At 45.1% G+C, this 18733-nt stretch carries 18 protein-coding genes and 1 pseudogene; 9 read left to right on the top strand and 10 right to left on the bottom strand.

Annotation, left to right across the window (positions count from 1 at the left end; all coding sequences use genetic code 11):
* The 3 genes and pseudogenes from Q0C11_RS01870 to Q0C11_RS01860 all read left to right on the top strand — a co-directional run.
* A pseudogene (locus Q0C11_RS01870) lies at positions 1-114 on the top strand (IS1595 family transposase); the annotation flags it as partial.
* 183 nt (positions 115-297) lie between these two features.
* Positions 298-2268, top strand: coding sequence for an acetate--CoA ligase (gene acs, locus Q0C11_RS01865; protein WP_293005232.1), 1971 nt, complete (start codon positions 298-300; stop codon positions 2266-2268).
* Between the two features lie 49 nt (positions 2269-2317).
* On the top strand, positions 2318-3286 hold the full coding sequence (locus Q0C11_RS01860) for an MBL fold metallo-hydrolase (protein ID WP_293005231.1): 969 nt from the start codon (positions 2318-2320) through the stop codon (positions 3284-3286).
* A gap of 95 nt (positions 3287-3381) precedes the next feature.
* On the opposite strand, the gene Q0C11_RS01855 is transcribed toward Q0C11_RS01860, so the two are convergent.
* Both Q0C11_RS01855 and Q0C11_RS01850 read right to left on the bottom strand, forming a co-directional pair.
* Positions 3382-3600, bottom strand: coding sequence for a C4-dicarboxylate ABC transporter (locus Q0C11_RS01855; RefSeq protein WP_293005229.1), 219 nt, complete (start codon positions 3598-3600; stop codon positions 3382-3384).
* Positions 3601-3695: 95 nt separating this feature from the next.
* On the bottom strand, positions 3696-3890 hold the full coding sequence (locus Q0C11_RS01850) for a C4-dicarboxylate ABC transporter (protein ID WP_292920242.1): 195 nt from the start codon (positions 3888-3890) through the stop codon (positions 3696-3698).
* Between the two features lie 879 nt (positions 3891-4769).
* Between Q0C11_RS01850 and Q0C11_RS01845 the strand changes: the two genes are divergently transcribed.
* The 3 genes from Q0C11_RS01845 to Q0C11_RS01835 are packed head-to-tail and all read left to right on the top strand — an operon-like array spanning position 4770 to position 5690.
* Entirely contained in the window at positions 4770-4931 is a 162-nt protein-coding gene (locus Q0C11_RS01845; protein ID WP_293005228.1) for a hypothetical protein, read from the top strand.
* A gap of 2 nt (positions 4932-4933) precedes the next feature.
* Positions 4934-5449 carry a lipocalin family protein gene (locus Q0C11_RS01840; protein ID WP_293005226.1) on the top strand — a complete coding sequence of 172 codons (516 nt, stop codon included), beginning with the start codon at positions 4934-4936 and terminating at the stop codon, positions 5447-5449.
* Between the two features lie 40 nt (positions 5450-5489).
* Positions 5490-5690, top strand: a complete 201-nt coding sequence (locus Q0C11_RS01835) for a DUF2905 domain-containing protein (RefSeq protein ID WP_293005224.1) — start codon at positions 5490-5492, stop codon at positions 5688-5690.
* An 11-nt stretch (positions 5691-5701) separates the two neighbouring features.
* Here the strand turns inward: Q0C11_RS01835 and Q0C11_RS01830 are convergent, their stop codons facing one another.
* Both Q0C11_RS01830 and Q0C11_RS01825 read right to left on the bottom strand, forming a co-directional pair.
* A complete protein-coding gene (locus Q0C11_RS01830) occupies positions 5702-7183 on the bottom strand; it encodes a Ni/Fe hydrogenase subunit alpha (protein ID WP_293005236.1) in 1482 nt (493 codons plus the stop codon).
* A gap of 8 nt (positions 7184-7191) precedes the next feature.
* The gene (locus tag Q0C11_RS01825; protein ID WP_293005223.1) at positions 7192-7749 is read right to left on the bottom strand and encodes an NADP oxidoreductase; all 558 of its coding nucleotides are present in this window, start codon (positions 7747-7749) and stop codon (positions 7192-7194) included.
* Positions 7750-8137: 388 nt separating this feature from the next.
* Between Q0C11_RS01825 and Q0C11_RS01820 the strand changes: the two genes are divergently transcribed.
* Entirely contained in the window at positions 8138-11194 is a 3057-nt protein-coding gene (locus Q0C11_RS01820) for an EAL domain-containing protein (RefSeq protein WP_293005222.1), read from the top strand.
* A gap of 26 nt (positions 11195-11220) precedes the next feature.
* Here Q0C11_RS01820 and Q0C11_RS01815 read toward each other — a convergent pair whose 3' ends face one another.
* The 3 genes from Q0C11_RS01815 to Q0C11_RS01805 form a co-directional block, all read right to left on the bottom strand.
* Positions 11221-11982, bottom strand: coding sequence for a 2Fe-2S iron-sulfur cluster-binding protein (locus Q0C11_RS01815; protein ID WP_293005221.1), 762 nt, complete (start codon positions 11980-11982; stop codon positions 11221-11223).
* A gap of 6 nt (positions 11983-11988) precedes the next feature.
* A complete protein-coding gene (locus tag Q0C11_RS01810) occupies positions 11989-13755 on the bottom strand; it encodes an NAD(P)H-dependent oxidoreductase subunit E (RefSeq protein ID WP_293005219.1) in 1767 nt (588 codons plus the stop codon).
* 69 nt (positions 13756-13824) lie between these two features.
* On the bottom strand, positions 13825-14496 hold the full coding sequence (locus Q0C11_RS01805; RefSeq protein WP_293005217.1) for a DUF1614 domain-containing protein: 672 nt from the start codon (positions 14494-14496) through the stop codon (positions 13825-13827).
* 319 nt (positions 14497-14815) lie between these two features.
* Between Q0C11_RS01805 and Q0C11_RS01800 the strand changes: the two genes are divergently transcribed.
* Positions 14816-15406, top strand: a complete 591-nt coding sequence (locus Q0C11_RS01800) for a cytochrome P460 family protein (RefSeq protein ID WP_293005215.1) — start codon at positions 14816-14818, stop codon at positions 15404-15406.
* 267 nt (positions 15407-15673) lie between these two features.
* On the top strand, positions 15674-15934 hold the full coding sequence (locus tag Q0C11_RS01795; protein WP_106706462.1) for a DUF5062 family protein: 261 nt from the start codon (positions 15674-15676) through the stop codon (positions 15932-15934).
* 418 nt (positions 15935-16352) lie between these two features.
* Here Q0C11_RS01795 and Q0C11_RS01790 read toward each other — a convergent pair whose 3' ends face one another.
* The 3 genes from Q0C11_RS01790 to Q0C11_RS01780 form a co-directional block, all read right to left on the bottom strand.
* Positions 16353-16763: a nitrosocyanin gene (locus tag Q0C11_RS01790; protein ID WP_293005213.1), complete on the bottom strand. Its 411-nt coding sequence runs from the start codon at positions 16761-16763 to the stop codon at positions 16353-16355.
* Positions 16764-17096: 333 nt separating this feature from the next.
* A complete protein-coding gene (locus tag Q0C11_RS01785; protein WP_293005211.1) occupies positions 17097-17507 on the bottom strand; it encodes a hypothetical protein in 411 nt (136 codons plus the stop codon).
* Positions 17508-17664: 157 nt separating this feature from the next.
* Positions 17665-18729: a metal-dependent hydrolase gene (locus tag Q0C11_RS01780; RefSeq protein WP_293005209.1), complete on the bottom strand. Its 1065-nt coding sequence runs from the start codon at positions 18727-18729 to the stop codon at positions 17665-17667.
* Positions 18730-18733 lie beyond the last annotated feature (4 nt).

Below are 18733 nucleotides of genomic sequence, written 5' to 3'. Positions count from 1 at the left end.
TACCTCGGATGGCACAGAATGATTGACCGTCTCGGTCAAAGTATTACACCAATCCTTTGTTTTATAGCATCTCTTGGCAAAACAAGGCAGGTTCAACAACTAATTGTGACATAGCCTTCGCAAAAGGGCAATGCCTTAGCGATTTTCGACATTTCTATCCGTGTTTCTGCTTTCACCCTTTTTGTGGGGCTATTCGCTTGATTCGTCTACTCTCAAAATAAGAATTCCGTATCTATTGAGCGCCAGTGATACAATCCCGATCCAGTATATTGGACTGATTAGTACTGGAGATTAAGCATGCCGACCCTTGAATCAATATTAAGCGAAACCCGAGTTTTTCCACCTTCGAAAGAATTTGCCAGCAAAGCAAACTTACCTAGTTTCCAGGCATATCAGACTTTATGTGCGGAAGCAGAGCAGGATTATTTAAATTTCTGGGCAAAACGGGCGCAGGAACAGATCGTATGGCATAAGCCTTTTACGCAAGTGTTGAATGATCAAGAGGCGCCATTTTTCCAATGGTTTAGTGATGGCGTATTAAACGTTTCATATAATTGCCTTGACCGGCATCTAGAAATGCAAGCCGATAAGGTCGCCATCATTTTTGAATCCGATGAGGGAGAAGTCATACGCTCGACGTATTATGATCTTCATCAACGTGTTTGTAAGCTTGCCAATGCATTGAAATCACAAAATATCAAGAAAGGTGATCGCGTTGTCATTTATATGCCGATGCGTATTGAAGCGGTTGTTGCGATGCAAGCCTGCGCACGTATTGGTGCAATTCATTCGGTGGTATTTGGTGGGTTTTCAGCTAAAAGTCTGCATGAGCGTATCCACGATGCCGATGCGGTAGCCGTTATTACAGCTGATGAGCAGGTGCGCGGTGGTAAACGAAATCCGCTCAAATCAATTGTTGATGAAGCCTTGAGTATGACTGACGCGATTTCTGTTCGATTGGTTGTGGTTTATCAAAGAACGGGCACTGATATTCGATTTAATCCCGCACGTGATGTCTGGTGGCATGAGCTTACGGAAAATGCCAGTTCCCAATGTGATCCCGAATGGGTAGATGCTGAACATCCATTGTTTACACTCTATACATCCGGATCCACTGGCAAACCTAAGGGTGTTCAACATTCCAGTGCGGGCTATTTGCTTGGAATCAAAGAAAGTATGCAATGGATTTTTGACTATAAGCCTACGGATGTATTTTGGTGTACTGCGGATGTCGGTTGGATTACCGGCCACAGTTATGTGGCCTATGGACCTCTTGCAATGGGCGCTACTCAAGTGATTTTTGAAGGAATACCCACTTATCCTAATGCCGCTCGTTTTTGGGAAATCATACAGAAACACAAAGTTACAACATTTTATACGGCACCTACCGCAATTCGCTCATTGATTAAGTTGGGTGCGGATCTGCCACAACAATATGAGCTTTCATCGTTGCGATTGCTGGGCTCGGTCGGCGAGCCGATTAATCCGGAGGCCTGGATGTGGTTTTACGAAAAAGTAGGTCAGTCGCGTTGTCCGATCGTTGATACTTGGTGGCAAACAGAAACAGGCAGTCACATGATTGCACCAGCACCGGGTGCGGTTGCGCTCAAGCCGGGTTCATGTACCTTTCCGTTACCGGGGATTTTTGCGGCGATAGTCGACGAAACTGGACATGATGTCGAAAATGGCAAAGGCGGTTTTCTGGTGATCAAGAAACCTTTTCCTTCGCAGGTACGTACCCTCTGGCGTGATCCTGAGCGCTTTAGAAAGACTTATTTTCCAGAGGATATGGGTAACGGCAAGTATTATCTGGCGGGTGATTCCGCATATCGTGATACCGATGGTTATTTCTGGATCATGGGGCGTACTGACGATGTACTGAATGTATCCGGGCACCGGTTGGGGACGATGGAAATTGAATCAGCGTTGGTAGCGCATCCATTAGTCGCAGAGGCTGCTGTGGTTGGTAAGCCGCATGAAATCAAAGGGGAATCTGTGATAGCTTTTGTGGTGCTCAAAGGCCAATATCCGCAGGGAGAGGAAATTGCGCAAATTACCCATACCTTGCGTGAGTGGGTGGCCAAAGAAATTGGTCCGATTGCCAAGCCGGATGAAATTCGTTTTGGAGAAAATCTACCGAAAACTCGATCTGGTAAAATTATGCGTCGGCTATTACGTACGCTTGCTAAAGGCGAAGAAATTACCCAGGATATTTCCACGCTGGAGAATCCAGCCATTCTTGAGCAATTAAAATATCCATCAAAATAACTTTCAAAATTGCATAATTCGAACAAAAGGTTTCAAAAACCGGAGAGATATGTCACTACCACTTATTACCGATTATGAATATGGCATTAGTGCTATTGATGCCCAATTTCACCGTCCCAGACGGGCAGCGATACACTTGATTGTAGAAAAGGGAGTGGCCGCGCTGGTGGATACTGGTACGTCCTTTTCCATTCCGGGCGTGGTCGCAGCACTCAAGCATAAGAATATAGCCACTAAAGACTTGGCCTATGTGATTTTGACGCATATTCATCTTGATCATGCTGGTGGCGCAAGCGAATGTATGCGGCTTTTTCCGCATGCCAAGCTGATTGTTCATCCTCGTGGCGCAAGCCATATGGCAAATCCGGCACGACTCGTTGCCGGTGCAATGAGCGTTTACGGAGAGGCCGAGTTTAAGCGTGTTTATGGTGAGATTGTTCCGATTGATGTCGCGCGGATTGTGGAAGCATCTGACGAAGGCCGCATTGACCTCAATGGACGCTCGCTATTGTTCCTCGACACGCCGGGTCATGCACGTCACCATAATTGTATCTATGATAAGCGTAGTCAGTCTTTTTTTACGGGCGATACATTTGGAGTTTCTTATCGGGAGTTCGATGTTAATGGAAAAGAATTTGTTTTTCCGACTACCTCGCCCGTTCAATTTGATCCTGTTGCGGCACACACTTCAATTGACCGCATCATGGGCTATCAACCACACTATGCATATTTGACACACTATAGCCAGATCGGTAATTTAGCAGATCATGCACAATCCCTGCATGATCTGATTGATGCGCATGTTGAGATTGCGCAACGCGCAAAAGGTAATGGAGCTGAGAGACAATTAATTATTTCTGAAGCATTAAGCGAGTTACTTTTGCGAAGGTTGTCGGAACATGGTTGTCAATTACCGCAAACTGAAATCAACGAGCTCCTGAGTACGGATATCCGGTTGAATGCGCTAGGATTGATTCATTGGCTCGATCAGCCACCTGAGCGATTTAGGCAATTATGATGCGCTAACCCCACAGCTTATTTCTTAATTCTGAATAAAAGAATGGGGCTAAAGCGATTAATTCAACCACCTTAACCCCATTAAATTGGAGAGTTTTATGCAGTAACTTTTTTCCCTGCGTAGGATCTTCTGGTTTTGGATGCGTTACTTAACACAGCAATCACCAGATAATTGATATACAGTATTGCGCCGAGAATTACATCAGAGATAAACCAGTCGGTTACCGATTCTGGTAAATCAAATATCGATAAAATACCAAAAAAAGTCGCTGTAATGACTATTGCTGAAACAACAAAAATCTGACTCGTTTTCATAAAATCTCCTTATAAGTAAAGTTTATTAAAATTGTGTTAAGAGGATTTCACCTTAGATGATCCATCCTTAATAAATATGTCTTTTATTTGTTAAATTAATGCATCCTTGGTGTCGATCTTCCTTTGAACACGCCTATTGCTAGGTAACTTATATAAAGAATGACAGCAAGCAGGCCATCCGTGATTACCCATTCTAAAATGGACTGTGGCAATCCAAACATGAATAAAACTCCAAAAAAAACTCCACTGATGATTAATGCTGCAATTGCAAAAATTTGATTGGTAGTCATGAAAATCTCCTTAATTAAAAATTATCGAAATATTTGAAAATGTTTTGTTAGCAATTCGACGGGTTGCTTCACAAAAAGTTCACACTTATTTCACATTTAATTCACATTATTTTAAAGTACCTGAAAACTCAGTTTTCCAATGTCACAATTAATTGTTTATTCTAATAATAAGCACTTAGTAAATCCTTCTGGCTGACAGAAATAAACAAATTTCAACGGTTATTTGTTACCAAGTCTTTTATTTTGTCTGAGAAAAAATCCCTATTCCAAAGGGAGAGAAATTGAATCGAAGAGACCAAAAACTTAGTAAAGTGCTTATATATTTTTATCTTATATCTTGATACTTTAAGGTGTGATCAAGAAAAAGCGGTGAAAAAGGTGCCTATTCTAAAAAAGTAATTTTTTTGTTTATTAGTGCGCATCAATTCTTTAAATTACGCTGCAGTAGTCATTTATCCAATAAAAAGGAAATAATAATAATGGCAATGACATCTTCAACGGAGGGGCGAATTCCCTTTCTCAAAAACGATGAGTGGCTGTCGAAGTTAGAGTTTGCGTACTAAGTGCTCTTCCTATTAGCACCGAATTATGAATGATTCAATTTCGAGGAATAAAACCGGACGACTGTGTTGTTTTTGCCACAAAACTCGATACGCTGGTCGTGCCTAACTGTATCTTCATGGCGCCACTCACTTGTTGTCGTGCGGGCGATTCGGTTCAATGGATATGATCTTGCGTACGACATGCGAAGCGCAGTGATTTTTACCAGTTACAAAGTGGCGATGTCATGACGCCCATTTTTCAACATTATAAAGAGGTATTGATTAGTAATATGGGTTAGCCTGCGAGGAAGCGGGTAGGGAAATCGCCGCAGGGAAAGTGGATGCAGTAGCTTTCGGCGCCAGCTTCTTGGCAAAACCCGATTTGTCGGCGCGGATCGAAACGGGTGCAGTGCTCAATCAACCCGATCTGGCGACACTTTGTACTTGGGGTGTGCAAGAATATACTGTGTCCGGTATTAACGACATCATGAGTACCTAAAAATGCGTTTACTTTTAAGTTTTTTTCTCAGCTTTCTACTAAACGGGTGTTTATCGATACCACAGGATATTGCACCGGTTGACGGATTTGAACTCGATAAATATTTGGGCAAGTGGTATGAAATCGCCCGGCTCAATCATTCATTTGAACGCGGACTTGATCAGGTGACCGCGGAGTATTCTTTACGTGACGATGGCGGCGTGAGGGTCATCAATAAAGGTTTCTCGGCGGCGGATAATAAGTGGAAAGAAGCCGAAGGCAAGGCATATTTTGCTAGGGGTCAGCAGGAAGGTTATTTGAAAGTTTCTTTCTTCGGCCCATTTTATGGCGCTTATATCGTGTTTGATTTGGACAAGGAAAATTATCAGTACGCCTTTGTGACCAGCTATGACAAATCGTACCTATGGTTATTAGCAAGAATGCCCACGGTTAGCGAAGAATTGATCCATCGGTTTGTGCAGCAATCCAGTGCATTGGGTTTTGCAACTGATCAGTTGATCTTTCCAGAACAAAATTGAATCAATCCATTGGATTGATGTTTGAATGAGATATTGCACCATGCAACAATTACTGATTACCTTAGGAATCTTACTGCTTGTGTTGGGTTTATTGTGGCCCTGGTTGTCGCAATTGCCATTAGGCCGCTTGCCTGGCGATATTCATATCGAACGCAAGAATTTCAGCTTTTATTTTCCGTTGATGACAGGATTGTTGATCTCGGTTGTGCTGACGTTGATATTGTGGTGGATGCGTAAGTAAGCTATCAGCGGTTATCGGGTAATTTCGCCCGTCATTCCTTTGGTTAATTGATCGACTACCCTGCCATTCATATCTTGCAACGTCACTTGCAATGGCATTTTGCCCAATGCATGCGTGGCGCAGGAAAGGCAAGGATCGTATGCGCGCACTGCAACTTCAAGGTGATTCAATAATGCTTCAGTGATTTCCTGGCCATCCAGGTATCGATTTGCAACGATGCGCACAGATTCATTCATGGCTTGGTTGTTGCTGGTAGTTGATACGATTAGATTGGCCTGGGTAATCAGGCCTTCTGCGTTGACCTGATAGTGATGGAACAGCGTGCCACGCGGCGCTTCGATGACACCGATGCCTTGCGACTGGTGTTCACCGTTGTCAACCATTAATTCGGTGCCGGTGATGTCTGCATCGTGTAGCAAAGCGTGTATTGATTCGGCGCAGTGCAGGGCTTCAATCATGCGTGCCCAGTGATATGCGAGTGTATCGTGCACTAATCCGCCTTGGCCAAATGCCTTGAAACGCTGGCGGGCACTTTCGGCCAGCGGAGTAGAAATGCTATCGCAGTTATTGACGCGAGCCAGCGGGCCGACGCGGTACCACCCTTGCTCAGTACCCAATGTGGTGAAGTAGGGGAATTTCATGTAGCTCCACGAGCGTACTTCTTCACGCAGGATGTGTTGATAATCGCAGTAGTTGAACTGATCGAAAATCACGCTGTTATCAGCAGCGCGCGCACGCAATCCACCATGATAGAACTCCAGTTCGCCGTTGCTTCCGGTCATGCTGAGGAAATGGCTGTGCAGCGTGGCGAAATCGCGGTGCTCCGGGTGCTCGGTGTGGATTTGTTCGTTCAGTGCCAGTGCTTCCTGACTCCATAGCAGGATATTGTCAACGTCAGCGAGTAATGCATCACGCGCAGTGATTGTCAGCGGTTTGTTCATGCCACCCGGCACGGTTCCAGTACCGTGCACGCGTTTGCCAGTGATGGCCTCGATGACTTGCTGGCCGAATTTGCGCAGTTTGACACCTTTCAGTGCGATTTCCGGATAGTGTTCCAATACACCGGCAATATTGCGTTGTGCCGGGTTGCTACCGAAGCCGAAGAGAAAATCGGGGGAGGAGAGGTGAAAAAAATGCAGTGCATGCGATTGCAGGATCTGGCCGAAATGCAACAAACGGCGCAACTTGGTAGCCGTGGGCGTGAGTTGCTGCATCCCCACGATTTGATCCACCGCTTTGGCTGCCGCCAATTGATGGCTGACCGGGCAAATGCCGCAGAGCCGTTGCACCAAGAACGGCACTTCCCAATACGGGCGGCCTTGAATGAATTTCTCAAAGCCGCGAAATTCGACAATATGTAGTCGTGCCTCGATGATGTGATTGTGTTCGTCCAGCAGCAATGTAATTTTGCCGTGCCCTTCGACGCGCGTGACCGGATCGATGGCGATGCGCCGGGTAGCTGGGGGGTGTGATGAAGGCTTATCTGATTCCATAATAACGTTTAATCGTAATGCAATTGCGATTTTTGAATAATCGGTTTTTGTCCGGCTAATAGCGGTTCCAGCAGTTGCAAGAACGCATCGGCGGATGGCGGGCAACCGGGCAGAAAGTAATCAATGTGCACCACTTCGTTGATGGGGTAGACTTTATCCAGCAGCAGCGGCAATTCAATATCGTCGGGAATTTGCGGATTGGTGACACCGGCTCCATTCAGATAGACTTCCTGCAGGCATTCCTGCAAGTCAAAATAATTGCGCATCGCGGGCACGCCGCCATTGATTGCGCAGGCGCCGACGGCCACCAACGTGGTGCAGTTAGCGCGGAATTCGCGCAACACGTGTACATTCTCCGCAGTACACACCCCGCCTTCGATCAGACCGATGTCACATCGCCCACAGTGCTTGATGTCGGTGAATGGTGAGCGATCAAACTCAACCTGCTCGAGCAAGCCTGTCAAGCGTTCATCCATATCCAAAAAAGACATATGGCAACCAAAGCAACCAGCCAGTGATGTGGTGGCGATTTTGATTTTTCGTTTAGTGGTGAGCTCAATCGTCATGGTTTATGATGCTGCGCAATATGTCCCTGCAAATTTGTTTTCTGGACCGTGTTAATGTCGATTTGCCCAGCTCGCTTAGATTTCAAATAATAGCATAGCAATCAAAAAACCATGAGGAGCTTTCCTTGAGTGGATTTAGTGGCGGTGGGTGGCCCCTGGTAGAGACCGCCTTGTATATCAATGAGGGCAATCTTTCGGCCATAACGAGAATATGATAGCGGTTTAATTATTTAATCCGCACCTGCCAGTACAAAACAACTATTCAGCGGCAGCTTGATAAGCTGTATAGTTCGCAGTGGAAGGAAAATGCGTATCCCATAAGCAGCTTGCTATAGTGCAAGCCTTTGATGCTGCGAAATAACATGATCATGATTGGGTATTGAAGCAGATGAAAAAAAATAAAATTGCATCAATGGTATTTCGGGTTTTAGGGATTGCTTTGTTGACTTTAACCTATTTTGCAACCGGAAAGTTAGGCTTGGCTTTTCCCTATATGGGATCGAACATCACCTTGTTCTGGCCTCCAACGGGAATAGCCCTTGCAGCACTCATGATCTGGGGATTGTGGTGTTGGCCGGGTATATTTTTTGGTGCATTTCTAGCCAATTTAACCACGGGTGATCTTACCTTATCCACGGCCAGCCTGATTGCATTTGGAAATACTCTGGGACCTGTTTTAGGCGCAATACTGCTTAAACAAGTGGCTAATTTTAAAAATGACTTTTTACGTAGCCGCGACATATTGGCATTTGTCTTAATTGTACCGAGTAGTATGTTATTCCCTCCTAGCTTTGGTGTGCTGGCTTTATTTACAAGTGATAACTTGATAGCGGATCAGATACAACAAGCATGGCTGGGTTGGTGGTTTGGCGACATCGTGGGCATACTGATTTTTACTCCGTTATTATTAGCATGGTCAATTTATTATAAGAATGAGGTTGTACGCCATGAGGCTTCAAACGCTGAATCCGTCTTGATCATCACACTCTGCGCTCTAATTGCGTGGATGGTATTTGGAAATACTCTGGCACTGGGTGATCTTCAATTATCACTGGCTTTTTTGGTTTTTCCTCCATTGATTTGGGCCAGTTTGCGTTTAAGTGCATTAGGCGGTGTGTCAGCAGCGGCTGTTATTTCCATAATAGCAACCTGGGGTACTGCTCAAGGGTTAGGCCCCTTTATAAATGGTATTTTTACGCTAGATCATTTGGTTTTATGTATTTTTGTTGCCACCAATATGTTGATTGCATGTTCGATCGCCGGCATTCAGGTGGCGCGCAGGAGTACTGATCGTGAGTTGCGTGAGAGTGAATCTCGTTTGCGCCTGGCGCTAACCGCAGCTAATCAAGGGCTGTGGGATCTTAATGTACAAACAGGTGAGGCATTAGTAAGTCCTGAATATGCATTAATGCTTGGTTATGCCCCTAACACATTTGTAGAAACCAATAGTAAATGGCGAGATCGCTTGCATCCGGAGGATCAGGAACGAGTGTATCGAATTTACCAGGAATACATTAGTGGCTTGCGCGAAGATTATCAGGTGGAATTTCGGCAACTTACTCAGCAAGGCGTCTGGAAATGGATATTGTCGATGGGAAAGTTGGTGGAATACGACAGTCAAAATCGTCCGTTGCGTATGCTGGGGACACACACTGATATTGAGGAACGAAAAACCAGAGAAATTGCTTTACAACAAAGTGAGGAGGCACTGAGTCACTCATTGGAAGAGTTAAAGATATCTGAGAAACATCAGCGTGAATTGCGTACTCTGGCAGAGCGCGAACAAAGCCGCATGAGTGCACTACTTGCAGCCATGAATATTGGTATTCTGTTTGAAGACAACGAACGTCGTGTCGAATACGTGAATCCCGCTTTTTTGCAGATGTGGTTGATCGATGAGAATGACGATCTGACAGGATTGCCGACAAAAATTGTGCTGGAACGATCCACAGAGCGTTTTGCACAACCAACACATGCTTCTAAATTTGTTCTTAACGTTATGCATACTCATGAAATCAGCGAACGTTTCGAGCTGGAACTAAGTGACGGCCGCATGCTCACCCAGCTGTCCTATCCGGTTACTGATGGTGAAGGGCGGGTACTGGGACGATTATGGATTTATGAGGACATTACTCAGGAACGCCAAACCGCACAACAGCTGTTGTATCTGGCCGAGCGTGATCCTTTAACTGGTCTATACAACCGGCACCGCTTCCAGGAGCAACTTGAATTTCTGATCGCAAACTGTCTGCGCAACCGCGGTAAGTTTGCTTTATTGTATTTTGACCTGGATGACTTTAAGTACATTAACGACACGTTTGGACATAGCGCAGGTGATACGGTATTAGTCAGGGCCGCAGGTGAAATATCCAGTGTAATTCGGCAAATCGAAATTTTTGCCCGGTTGGGTGGCGACGAGTTCGCCATCCTAAGTGTTATTCAGCCAGACGAAGATATTAATGCCTTACCCTCTAGAATTGTTACTGCCATTGCATCAATCCCATTGCGTTTTCACGGTACCAATCTTCGTTTGACCAGCAGCCTGGGTGTGGCGATCTTTCCAGAGCATGGCGAAACAACAGAAGACTTGATTGCGCATGCTGATACCGCCATGTATCAGGCTAAAACTCAGGGCAAAAATACTTGGGCAATTTATGATTCGGCACGGGATGATTCGAAGGCTATGTTACAACGAATGTCATGGCGCAACAGAATTGCCCAGGCATTGGAACAGGATCTGTTTGAATTGCATTTTCAGGGTGTTTACTTAACCAGTGATAGATCTCTCAGTCATGCCGAAGTGCTGATTAGAATGCGTGACCTGGAGCAGCCGGATCACTTGATTATGCCAGGTCAATTTATTCCAATCGCCGAGAAAAGCGGCCAAATCTTGGATATTGATCGCTGGGTTGTCAAAGAGAGTATCGAGAAATTAGCCAATGACCTCAATATGCCGCCACTGGCGATCAATATTTCCGGGCGAACATTCGATGAGCCTTCATTGCCACTTTATATCCGAAAATTATTGATGGAACGAGGCGTCGAGCCTAGTCGCTTGATTATTGAGTTGACCGAAACCGCTGCCGTTTCCGACATTCAGGATGCGCAACGTTTTATTGAATCCATTCATCAATCTGGCTGTAAAGTCTGCCTGGATGATTTTGGCAGTGGTTTCTCCACCTTTGGCTATCTCAAATATTTAGGTGTGGAAATTTTGAAGATAGATGGCTTATTCATCAGCGATTTGCACAATAATCGAGACAATCAGGTTTTTGTTAAAGCCATGGTGGATGTAGCACACGGGCTAGGTAAAATAACCGTGGCGGAATACGTTGAAGATGAAGATACCTTCAAGATGGTTAAAAAGCTGGGTATTGATCTCGCACAGGGATATAACTTCGGTAGACCCAGTAAAACTCTGCCCAAATTAAATTATCCAAGTTAATAAAACAGGGAATTAATCTGAAAAGATTAACGTTCTGTGTCTTGATGTCCTTTGTGTTTAAGTTTATCGCAGCTTGGGATGTGTTCCTGCATAGTGGTTTCTCGAATCGTGTGTTGATCATAGATACGTTTTCCGATCGGCACTTGATATCCTCGTTGTTTGATCAAAATTGCGCCGACCGGACAGATGGTAGTTGCCAGATCGGTCTTCGCTAGCGGGCTGTCAGCCAGTTTACCGCTCGGGGAATTGACGATTAAATGAGCTTGGGTGCCGCGCCCGGCAATGGCGAACACATTTTTCCCGTCTACTTCGCGGCTGGCGCGCACGCATAAATCGCACAGGATGCAGCGTTTGCGGTCAAGCAGGATATCGGGATGCGATGCGTCGATTTCGCGGCGTTGATAAAACTGCGGAAAGTGATCGTCCAGCATGCCGAGATAATAAGCCATAGCCTGTAGCTTGCAATTGCCGGTTTTTTCGCATGACGGGCAGATGTGATCGCCTTCGACAAATAGCATTTGCGTGAGCGCTTTGCGCGCCTGGTTCAATTCCGGTGTGTTACTGCAGATTGCCTGATCCGCTGCTGCCGGTGTCGTGCATGCAGCGACGCTGCGATTCCCGATTTCCACTACGCACAAACGGCAATTGCCGCTTGGTGGCAAGCCGGGATAGTGGCATAAATGCGGAATATAAACCTTGGCGGCTAATGCGGCATCCATGATCGTTTGTCCCGGTGTGAACGGAATTTCCTGGTTGTCTATGCGAATTGTATTTTGGATTGCTGACATTCCGATTTAATCCAGATGGGCTGCAGCGTCGTCGCGGCGCGTAATCTGTCGAGCGCTTTCCAGTGCCTGATCAAGATCGAATTGTGCAACGAAATTCTGATTCAGATGGGTTGTAAAAACTTGCGGAAAATGCTGCAAGCCGTCCAGAATATGATTGGCAGCGGTATGCCCCAAGCCACAATGCGAGTGATGCTGAATCAAAAAAGCGAGCTGTTTCAGTGTTTCGATATCGTTTGCTGTGCTGTGAGCTTCTGCAATTTTATCCAGATTATTTTTCAGCAGCTGTGTGCCGATGCGGCAAGGGGTGCAAAAACCGCAGCTCTCATGTGCAAAGAAATGGGCAAAATTGCGATGAACCGTTAGCAAGTCACGCTGGTGTCCGAAGATTAAAAACGACCCACCGGTGGATATATCCTCGAAACTGATGGTATGGTTAAAATCCGGCGCGCCGATTAGTTTTCCAGCAGGTCCACCTATTTGTACCGCTTGTACCTTCTGCGCGCCGCAATCATCCAAGATTTGTTGAATGTGCACGCCAAACGGGTATTCATAGATTCCCGGTAACCGGCAGTCACCGCTGACGCTGAGGATTTTTGTGCCCCTCGATTTCTGGGTACCGACAGAATTAAACCAGCTGCTGCCGTATGCGACGATATGCGCTGCGGCAATTAAGGTTTCAACATTATTGACTACAGTGGGTTGTCCTAGATAACCATGTGTGACCGGAAATGGCGGGCGGATACGTGGAATGCCGGATTTTCCTTCTAGCGATTCGATCAGCGCCGATTCCTCGCCGCAAATATAGGCACCCGCACCCACAACAATGTCGATGTCGAAGTGGAAATCCGCATGATTTAGAATGTGTCTTCCTAATAATCCGCGATTACGCCGTTGCGTAAGCACGGCTTGCAAGTGCGAGAGCAGATAGCGATATTCCCCGCGCAAGTAAACCAAGCCCTTGTTTGCTCCGATAACAAAAGCGCACAATGTCATGCCTTCAAACAATGTTTCGGCGTGATGGCGCAGTAACACACGGTCTTTGAACGTGCCGGGTTCGCCTTCGTCGGCGTTGCAGATAACATAATGCGCATCACCGGGCGCTTCGCGGCACAGTTGCCATTTTTTACCGGTATTGAATCCAGCACCGCCGCGACCATTTAAGCCGGATTGCTGGATGGTTGTCAATGTTTCTGCTGCGCCATGCGTTATTGCCTGTTGTAGCGTGCTGCCGGGCGCAGGCTGTGCTGTCGTCAACAAAAGGTTGCGTTGATGGATTGTGTCATGTATCTCAAACCATTCCGCTGGCCATTCATCCGTCGATATGTTGGCTGTAATCTGCTGCGCGATCTGTGCAATCTTGTCCGGGTTCAAGTGAGTAAGTGGTATACCATTGACCAGCAACGATGCACCTTGATCGCATAGGCCGATACAGGAAGTCTCACCAATACTGATCAATCCATCTGTCCGCGTCTTGCCGGGATTGACTTGCAATTGCTGTGCCAGCAATTGCATCAGGTTTTGTCCATCTGGCAGATAGCCGCAGCTGGTGCAATTACTGAACAATATGTGGAAACGGCCGCATGGTTGTGTGGAAAAAAAAGAATAAAACGCTACGACCCCAGCCACTTGACTGAGCGGCAAATTAAATTCAGCCGCGACTTGTTGCATGGCCTGCGGTGAAATATGAAGGTATTCCCGCTGCAACGTATGCAGCCGGTGCAACAGATGTTCCTGCGGCAAATTAAAAGAATTATGCTGGCATGAATTCGTCATGCCAATGAGTATAGCGGGATTCGCCTTAAAGTAACAGAAACGCAATAAGGAGTTGTCGAGAATGAAGCCTCAAGCCAGTAGGGCCGCCACAATGCCAGTGATGAATATGCCATCAAATGTACCCGCACCGCCGATCGAGGCATACGGTGTGCCGAGCCGGGAAATATCCTTCATGCGTAGTAAATCTGCGCCAATCAGTACTCCCAATGTGCCGCTGATATACGCCAGCGAGGCGCTTTGATCCGGACTGATTGATAATCCCACTAACGCTGCACTGATTGGGGCGATCAGAATTGGCATGCCGATGCCAAGCCCAGAAATCGGGCGGCTGAAATTGTAGCTGATACTACTGATGATAGCGATGCCCAGCAATGTGGGCAATAAACTCAATGTGCTATTGGAAAATAAGTAAATCGATAGTGTTACCGGTATCAGACAACCGCCAAGATTAATGAAAAGCTGCGTTTCGTAAGTAAACGGCTGTCCGGGTATTCTAAGCAATCCTTTGTACACAGACTGTGTGAATACCTGCTTTGTTGCAGTGCTTTTAATTCTTGCTACCGGAAGATTCACGGCGCTGCCGAGTAACGATAGAAACAGTATCATCAATCCAAATTCAGGCGACAGTCCCAGTTTTACAAAAGCAAAAGACAGTAGCTCCATCTGGATCAATATTATTATGATACCAAGCAAAGCAACGAAAAATAGCAAGTGAATCGGAGAAAAATAGTTTTTCATCATGTTATAGTGCGAAAGATAGCACTCAGTGGTGCTATTTTCTGAATTAAGTAAGAAAACATTTGGTTATGATATTCTTCCAGAGACTAGCTTGCCATAAAGTTATGGTCAAAAAAATGCAGTCAAGCTAGAGATTTGCTGTGCTTCAATTAGAAATAAAATAAACAATGATCGTTAGTCAACGGTATTGAAGGGTTATCCACTTTGCAGTGAGAGGATAATCCCTTGACGAAGATACTTTGTCTGACTACCATAAAAAAGGAAGGCAGTGCAAAATTTTGCTGTTTTCTGTATGTTTCTTTAACCAATTTAAGGGCTTATTATGTTACAGTTAAAAAAAACGTTATTAAGCAGTATTGCTCCAGTATTGTTGTCCATTGCGCTGGCCAGCCCAGTGATTGCTTCTGATGCCCATCATGCACACAAAGGGCTTAATTATGGCAGCTTTACTAAAGAGCATGTATTGTTAACTCCTAAAGACTATCGTGAATGGGTATTTATTGGCGCATCTGTCACGCCCAATGAATTAAATGATGATAAAGCAGCCTTTCCAGAATTTCATAATGTTTATGTTGACCCTACCAGCTGGTACCACTGGAAGAAAACGGGTGAATTCCGTGATGGAACTGTTATCGTTAAAGAATTAGCTAGCATAGGTAGCAAAGAAGCGCCTAGCGGGAATGGCTATTTCCCAGGTGAATACAATGGCATTGCTGCGATGGTGAAAGATTCCAAGCGCTATCCCGAAAGACCCGGTAACTGGGCATTTTTTGGTTTTGAATCGTATGAAGCCAAACAAGGTATTATCCAAGCGGATGAAGCATGCGCTGCCTGCCATAAGGAACATGCTGCACACGATATGGTCTTCACCCAATTCTATCCCGTATTACGTGCTGCTAAGTCAGGTAAATAATGTGTAACCGGCTTTGAGCCGGTAGGTTTTGTTACGAGGCAATTTAGTTTACTTATTAAGCTAAATTGCCTTTTTACTGTGGACGAAAAATATTTTCCACAAATTTGTGCGCATACTCTACTAGTTTTCTCCCGCAGAGGGAGTTTGAATAGCCTAGCGATTCAAGTGCCAACTAACTGCAACAATCAATGTTTAGGTAGTCCATGCACGAGTATTCACAAGGCTGAAACATAGGATAATGATCAATCACATTGAGCGAGGATCGTTATGAAAAAACTGAAAAATGAAGCGGCTCTATTTAAAGAAGCTATGTTGGCCGGAGTGAAATATGCCGAAGGAAGAGGCGTGGTTCAGTTTGAGGCAACCGATTCGGCGAGTGAAAAATTGCTCTACATCTACCGCTTATTGGTACACGATAAAGTTATGCAACCCCTACCGGAAGATCAAGTCGCTGAAAAATCGATGCGGCATAAGCTGGCCATGTGGTACGCCAAGCAATTACCTAAAGATCATCCGTTGTTAAAATAAAGTATAGCGTAGGTAGTCCAATCAACAGAATGGATTGTGCCGGGTGTTAGGAATAGTTTGTCGCGTATCTCTTGCTTCAATCATTATTTTTACATTTGGCGCAGGTAAAGATTGTACCTGCATGGTTTTTAGGGCAAGAAAAAAACAAACAACAGATTTGCCACGATAAATTTTTAGGAATATAGGCAATTTGACATGTGATCAATGAAGCTTGTCAAATTGCCTTTTTAGTTTTTTCTCTGATTTTTGGTTAGATATAATTTCATTCCGAATCCTATCCTTGATTACAAACCCCAGGAGCAAATGTGATCTGCAACTAAAGATAGGAGAAGCATTCAGTTGAATTCAATTTAACCAAGCTAGATGCCACTACATTGTAAAGTAAAAAGCAAATACTTCACGAATGTCTCAAAGCCCTCTATTCAATGACATTCAAAGAACCTGGCAGATGGATATTCTTAGGGTGGAGTTGACACCAAATAGTGAAGGCGCCAGCTTTATCGGCCACGAAAGAGATGACTTTTGTTTCGCCTGCTTTAAGTATGTCTTTAATTTCGTATTCATCAATGGCAAATCCTTCACTGATGGGTGATTTATTTTCTACAGTGATTTTGACAGTCGTTCCCTTTTTGACAGTTAATGTTTCTGGCTCATTGAGAACATTAAAGGCACGAATGTTGTTAATCGTTACGCCTTCAACTTTAAGTTCAGGAATTGTGGTGTCATAGGCATTGATAACTACTTTGAAATTCTGCTCTGCAGCGTGTGTGACGCCTGTCAATAGCAATCCAAGGGCAGCGCTTAAGAACATGATTTTGGTTATTTTCATAGTATATATTTCCCTCTTAAATTTTATGTTTTAGTATAGTAGTGCTTGCTCCGCATTTTTTAGCGCGTAAGCAGCGCTTACTCTAGTGGGGATAATTTCATATGTCAATATCGAATTTTCCCAACACTTGGGGCAGATTCTCCGTTATGAGCCACTTGCTATAATTTCCATAACCAGCGGGAAGAACTCGTCTGCACGGTTGGTCAATCCATTAACATGTCTGCATCCATTGATGTTGCCACATAAATATTCTCAATTAGTTGTAGCAATTCAGATTTGATCTTGCAGTTTCGCCGGCATGCAACGGTTTCATGTGCCTTATTTTCTCTGATACTACTGACTAGTATTGTGCTTTTCAACTTGGTTTTTTAATGTCGATATGGTTCGTTGTGATTCAAGCAATTCATTTTTTAATGCTGCTAATTCAGTCTTTAAGTCATTATGCGCAGCTTTAGTTGCAATTAGCGCGGCCTCTAATTTTTTGGCTTCAAACGATGGCGTGAAAAATGGAACTATTACTAATAGTGCAGTAGCAATTGCAACGATTGCAGTCAAGCCAATCAGCCACTTGGTCAGCTTCTCATTAATCATTGCATTGCGTACGGTGATGACCGCATGGACGAATGCTTCCTCACTTTGTAAGGCGCTTGGATTTTTATTTAACCTGTCCAAGACCTCATTCAGACTGGCTTTCAGATATTCGTCGGTGGTTGGGTTTTCTTTTCTATCGGCAAACCTGTTCATTGCATCAAGTGCGTCTTGTAAATGGAACTATATGTATCTGAATCAATGATATATAGTGGCATTTCTGATGGTTCCTGTCACTAGTTGTAGTCATTATAAATTTTTCATTGATGACTGGGTAAAGTTTGAGTGATTGATGGCATCGAACATAACAGACTCAATCAATATAAAATAAACCACGCTGCCGAACCATCTGCCAGTCAGAAAGATCGTTCTGACGACATACGCTGTAACGAAAAGAAGGCGGCAATCCCGGAAATTTGAAGCGCAGGTCGTAGAACCAGATACACAAGCCTTGTTCAGAAGTGTCGGTGCGCTCCAGTATTGGGAATTGGGCAAAGACGCGGAAGGGCTCAAAAGAAGGACTAAGCCACGCTTCACGGATGCGTGTTCTATTCGTTGAATCACCACCGAACTGCTGTTGAATGTGCCAATTGTTTTCCAAAATGGGGCGATAGGCAGCTGTCATTTTTGACAGTAGCCAAGTTGTTTTGTGCTGTTTTTCGGATTGTCGCAAATTCATATCGGCAAGGTGGTAGGTTTCATCGTGCTGGATGATAATTTTCCAGTGAAACGGCGACAACGGTTGTGGCAACACGGTGATGTGTGCTTTGGGCAGAGCTTGGGCATCGGCATAGCGGATGGCGATTTCGACAGCTTGCTGGTGCAGAGTCCATAAAAAAAATACATATCCGCACAAACTTGCCAAAGCTGTGATGGCCGCGATTCGTTGTCGTGGATAACGCCACGAAATGATCAGACCGACAATGATGATCAGGCTGAACCAGGGATCGATGACAAATACCAGTGGTAGTGAAAAACGTTCGGTGGAGAAAGGTGCGAACAGCATCAGTCCATACGAAGTGATGAAGTCCCCTACGATATGAATAGCAATGCCGAGGCATGCAGGAAGAAAAAACAGTTTCCAGGCATAGCGTTTTTGAGCGAGCCATGCAAACAATCTAGCCAATAGCCATGCCCACAGCGGTAACAGAATCAGCGAGTGCGTCGGGCCTTGGTGCCAATTCAGATACGTAAGCGTGTCGATCAGACGGAGCGCAAAATCCACATCCGGAAACGCAGCTGCGGCAAAGCTGGCGGCAATTTGCAGACGCAATGGTAATGCAATGTTTCGCTCCGATTGTGATTGCGATGGAGTTTGTGTTCGTGCTGCAACCCGAGCCAGTAGGGCGCCGCTTAAAGCGTGCGTGAACGGATCCATAGTC

Origin of the sequence: Nitrosomonas sp., assembly GCF_022842015.1 — a bacterium.
Classification (GTDB): Bacteria; Pseudomonadota; Gammaproteobacteria; order Burkholderiales; family Nitrosomonadaceae; genus Nitrosomonas.
This window is presented reverse-complemented; position numbering and strand designations above follow the sequence as displayed.

Excerpts from the sequence above, each read along its gene's own strand:
- acs (WP_293005232.1), top strand. The coding sequence starts at position 298 with ATGCCGACCCTTGAATCAATATTAAGCGAAACCCGAGTTTTTCCACCT.
- Q0C11_RS01835 (WP_293005224.1), top strand. The coding sequence starts at position 5,490 with ATGCAACAATTACTGATTACCTTAGGAATCTTACTGCTTGTGTTGGGT.
- Q0C11_RS01800 (WP_293005215.1), top strand. The coding sequence starts at position 14,816 with ATGTTACAGTTAAAAAAAACGTTATTAAGCAGTATTGCTCCAGTATTG.
- Q0C11_RS01785 (WP_293005211.1), bottom strand. The coding sequence starts at position 17,507 with ATGAACAGGTTTGCCGATAGAAAAGAAAACCCAACCACCGACGAATAT.
- Q0C11_RS01795 (WP_106706462.1), top strand. The coding sequence starts at position 15,674 with ATGAAAAAACTGAAAAATGAAGCGGCTCTATTTAAAGAAGCTATGTTG.
- Q0C11_RS01855 (WP_293005229.1), bottom strand. The coding sequence starts at position 3,600 with ATGAAAACGAGTCAGATTTTTGTTGTTTCAGCAATAGTCATTACAGCG.
- Q0C11_RS01790 (WP_293005213.1), bottom strand. The coding sequence starts at position 16,763 with ATGAAAATAACCAAAATCATGTTCTTAAGCGCTGCCCTTGGATTGCTA.
- Q0C11_RS01840 (WP_293005226.1), top strand. The coding sequence starts at position 4,934 with ATGCGTTTACTTTTAAGTTTTTTTCTCAGCTTTCTACTAAACGGGTGT.
- Q0C11_RS01825 (WP_293005223.1), bottom strand. The coding sequence starts at position 7,749 with ATGACGATTGAGCTCACCACTAAACGAAAAATCAAAATCGCCACCACA.
- Q0C11_RS01850 (WP_292920242.1), bottom strand. The coding sequence starts at position 3,890 with ATGACTACCAATCAAATTTTTGCAATTGCAGCATTAATCATCAGTGGA.
- Q0C11_RS01780 (WP_293005209.1), bottom strand. The coding sequence starts at position 18,729 with ATGGATCCGTTCACGCACGCTTTAAGCGGCGCCCTACTGGCTCGGGTT.
- Q0C11_RS01820 (WP_293005222.1), top strand. The coding sequence starts at position 8,138 with ATGAAAAAAAATAAAATTGCATCAATGGTATTTCGGGTTTTAGGGATT.
- Q0C11_RS01815 (WP_293005221.1), bottom strand. The coding sequence starts at position 11,982 with ATGTCAGCAATCCAAAATACAATTCGCATAGACAACCAGGAAATTCCG.
- Q0C11_RS01830 (WP_293005236.1), bottom strand. The coding sequence starts at position 7,183 with ATGGAATCAGATAAGCCTTCATCACACCCCCCAGCTACCCGGCGCATC.
- Q0C11_RS01810 (WP_293005219.1), bottom strand. The coding sequence starts at position 13,755 with ATGACGAATTCATGCCAGCATAATTCTTTTAATTTGCCGCAGGAACAT.
- Q0C11_RS01860 (WP_293005231.1), top strand. The coding sequence starts at position 2,318 with ATGTCACTACCACTTATTACCGATTATGAATATGGCATTAGTGCTATT.
- Q0C11_RS01805 (WP_293005217.1), bottom strand. The coding sequence starts at position 14,496 with ATGATGAAAAACTATTTTTCTCCGATTCACTTGCTATTTTTCGTTGCT.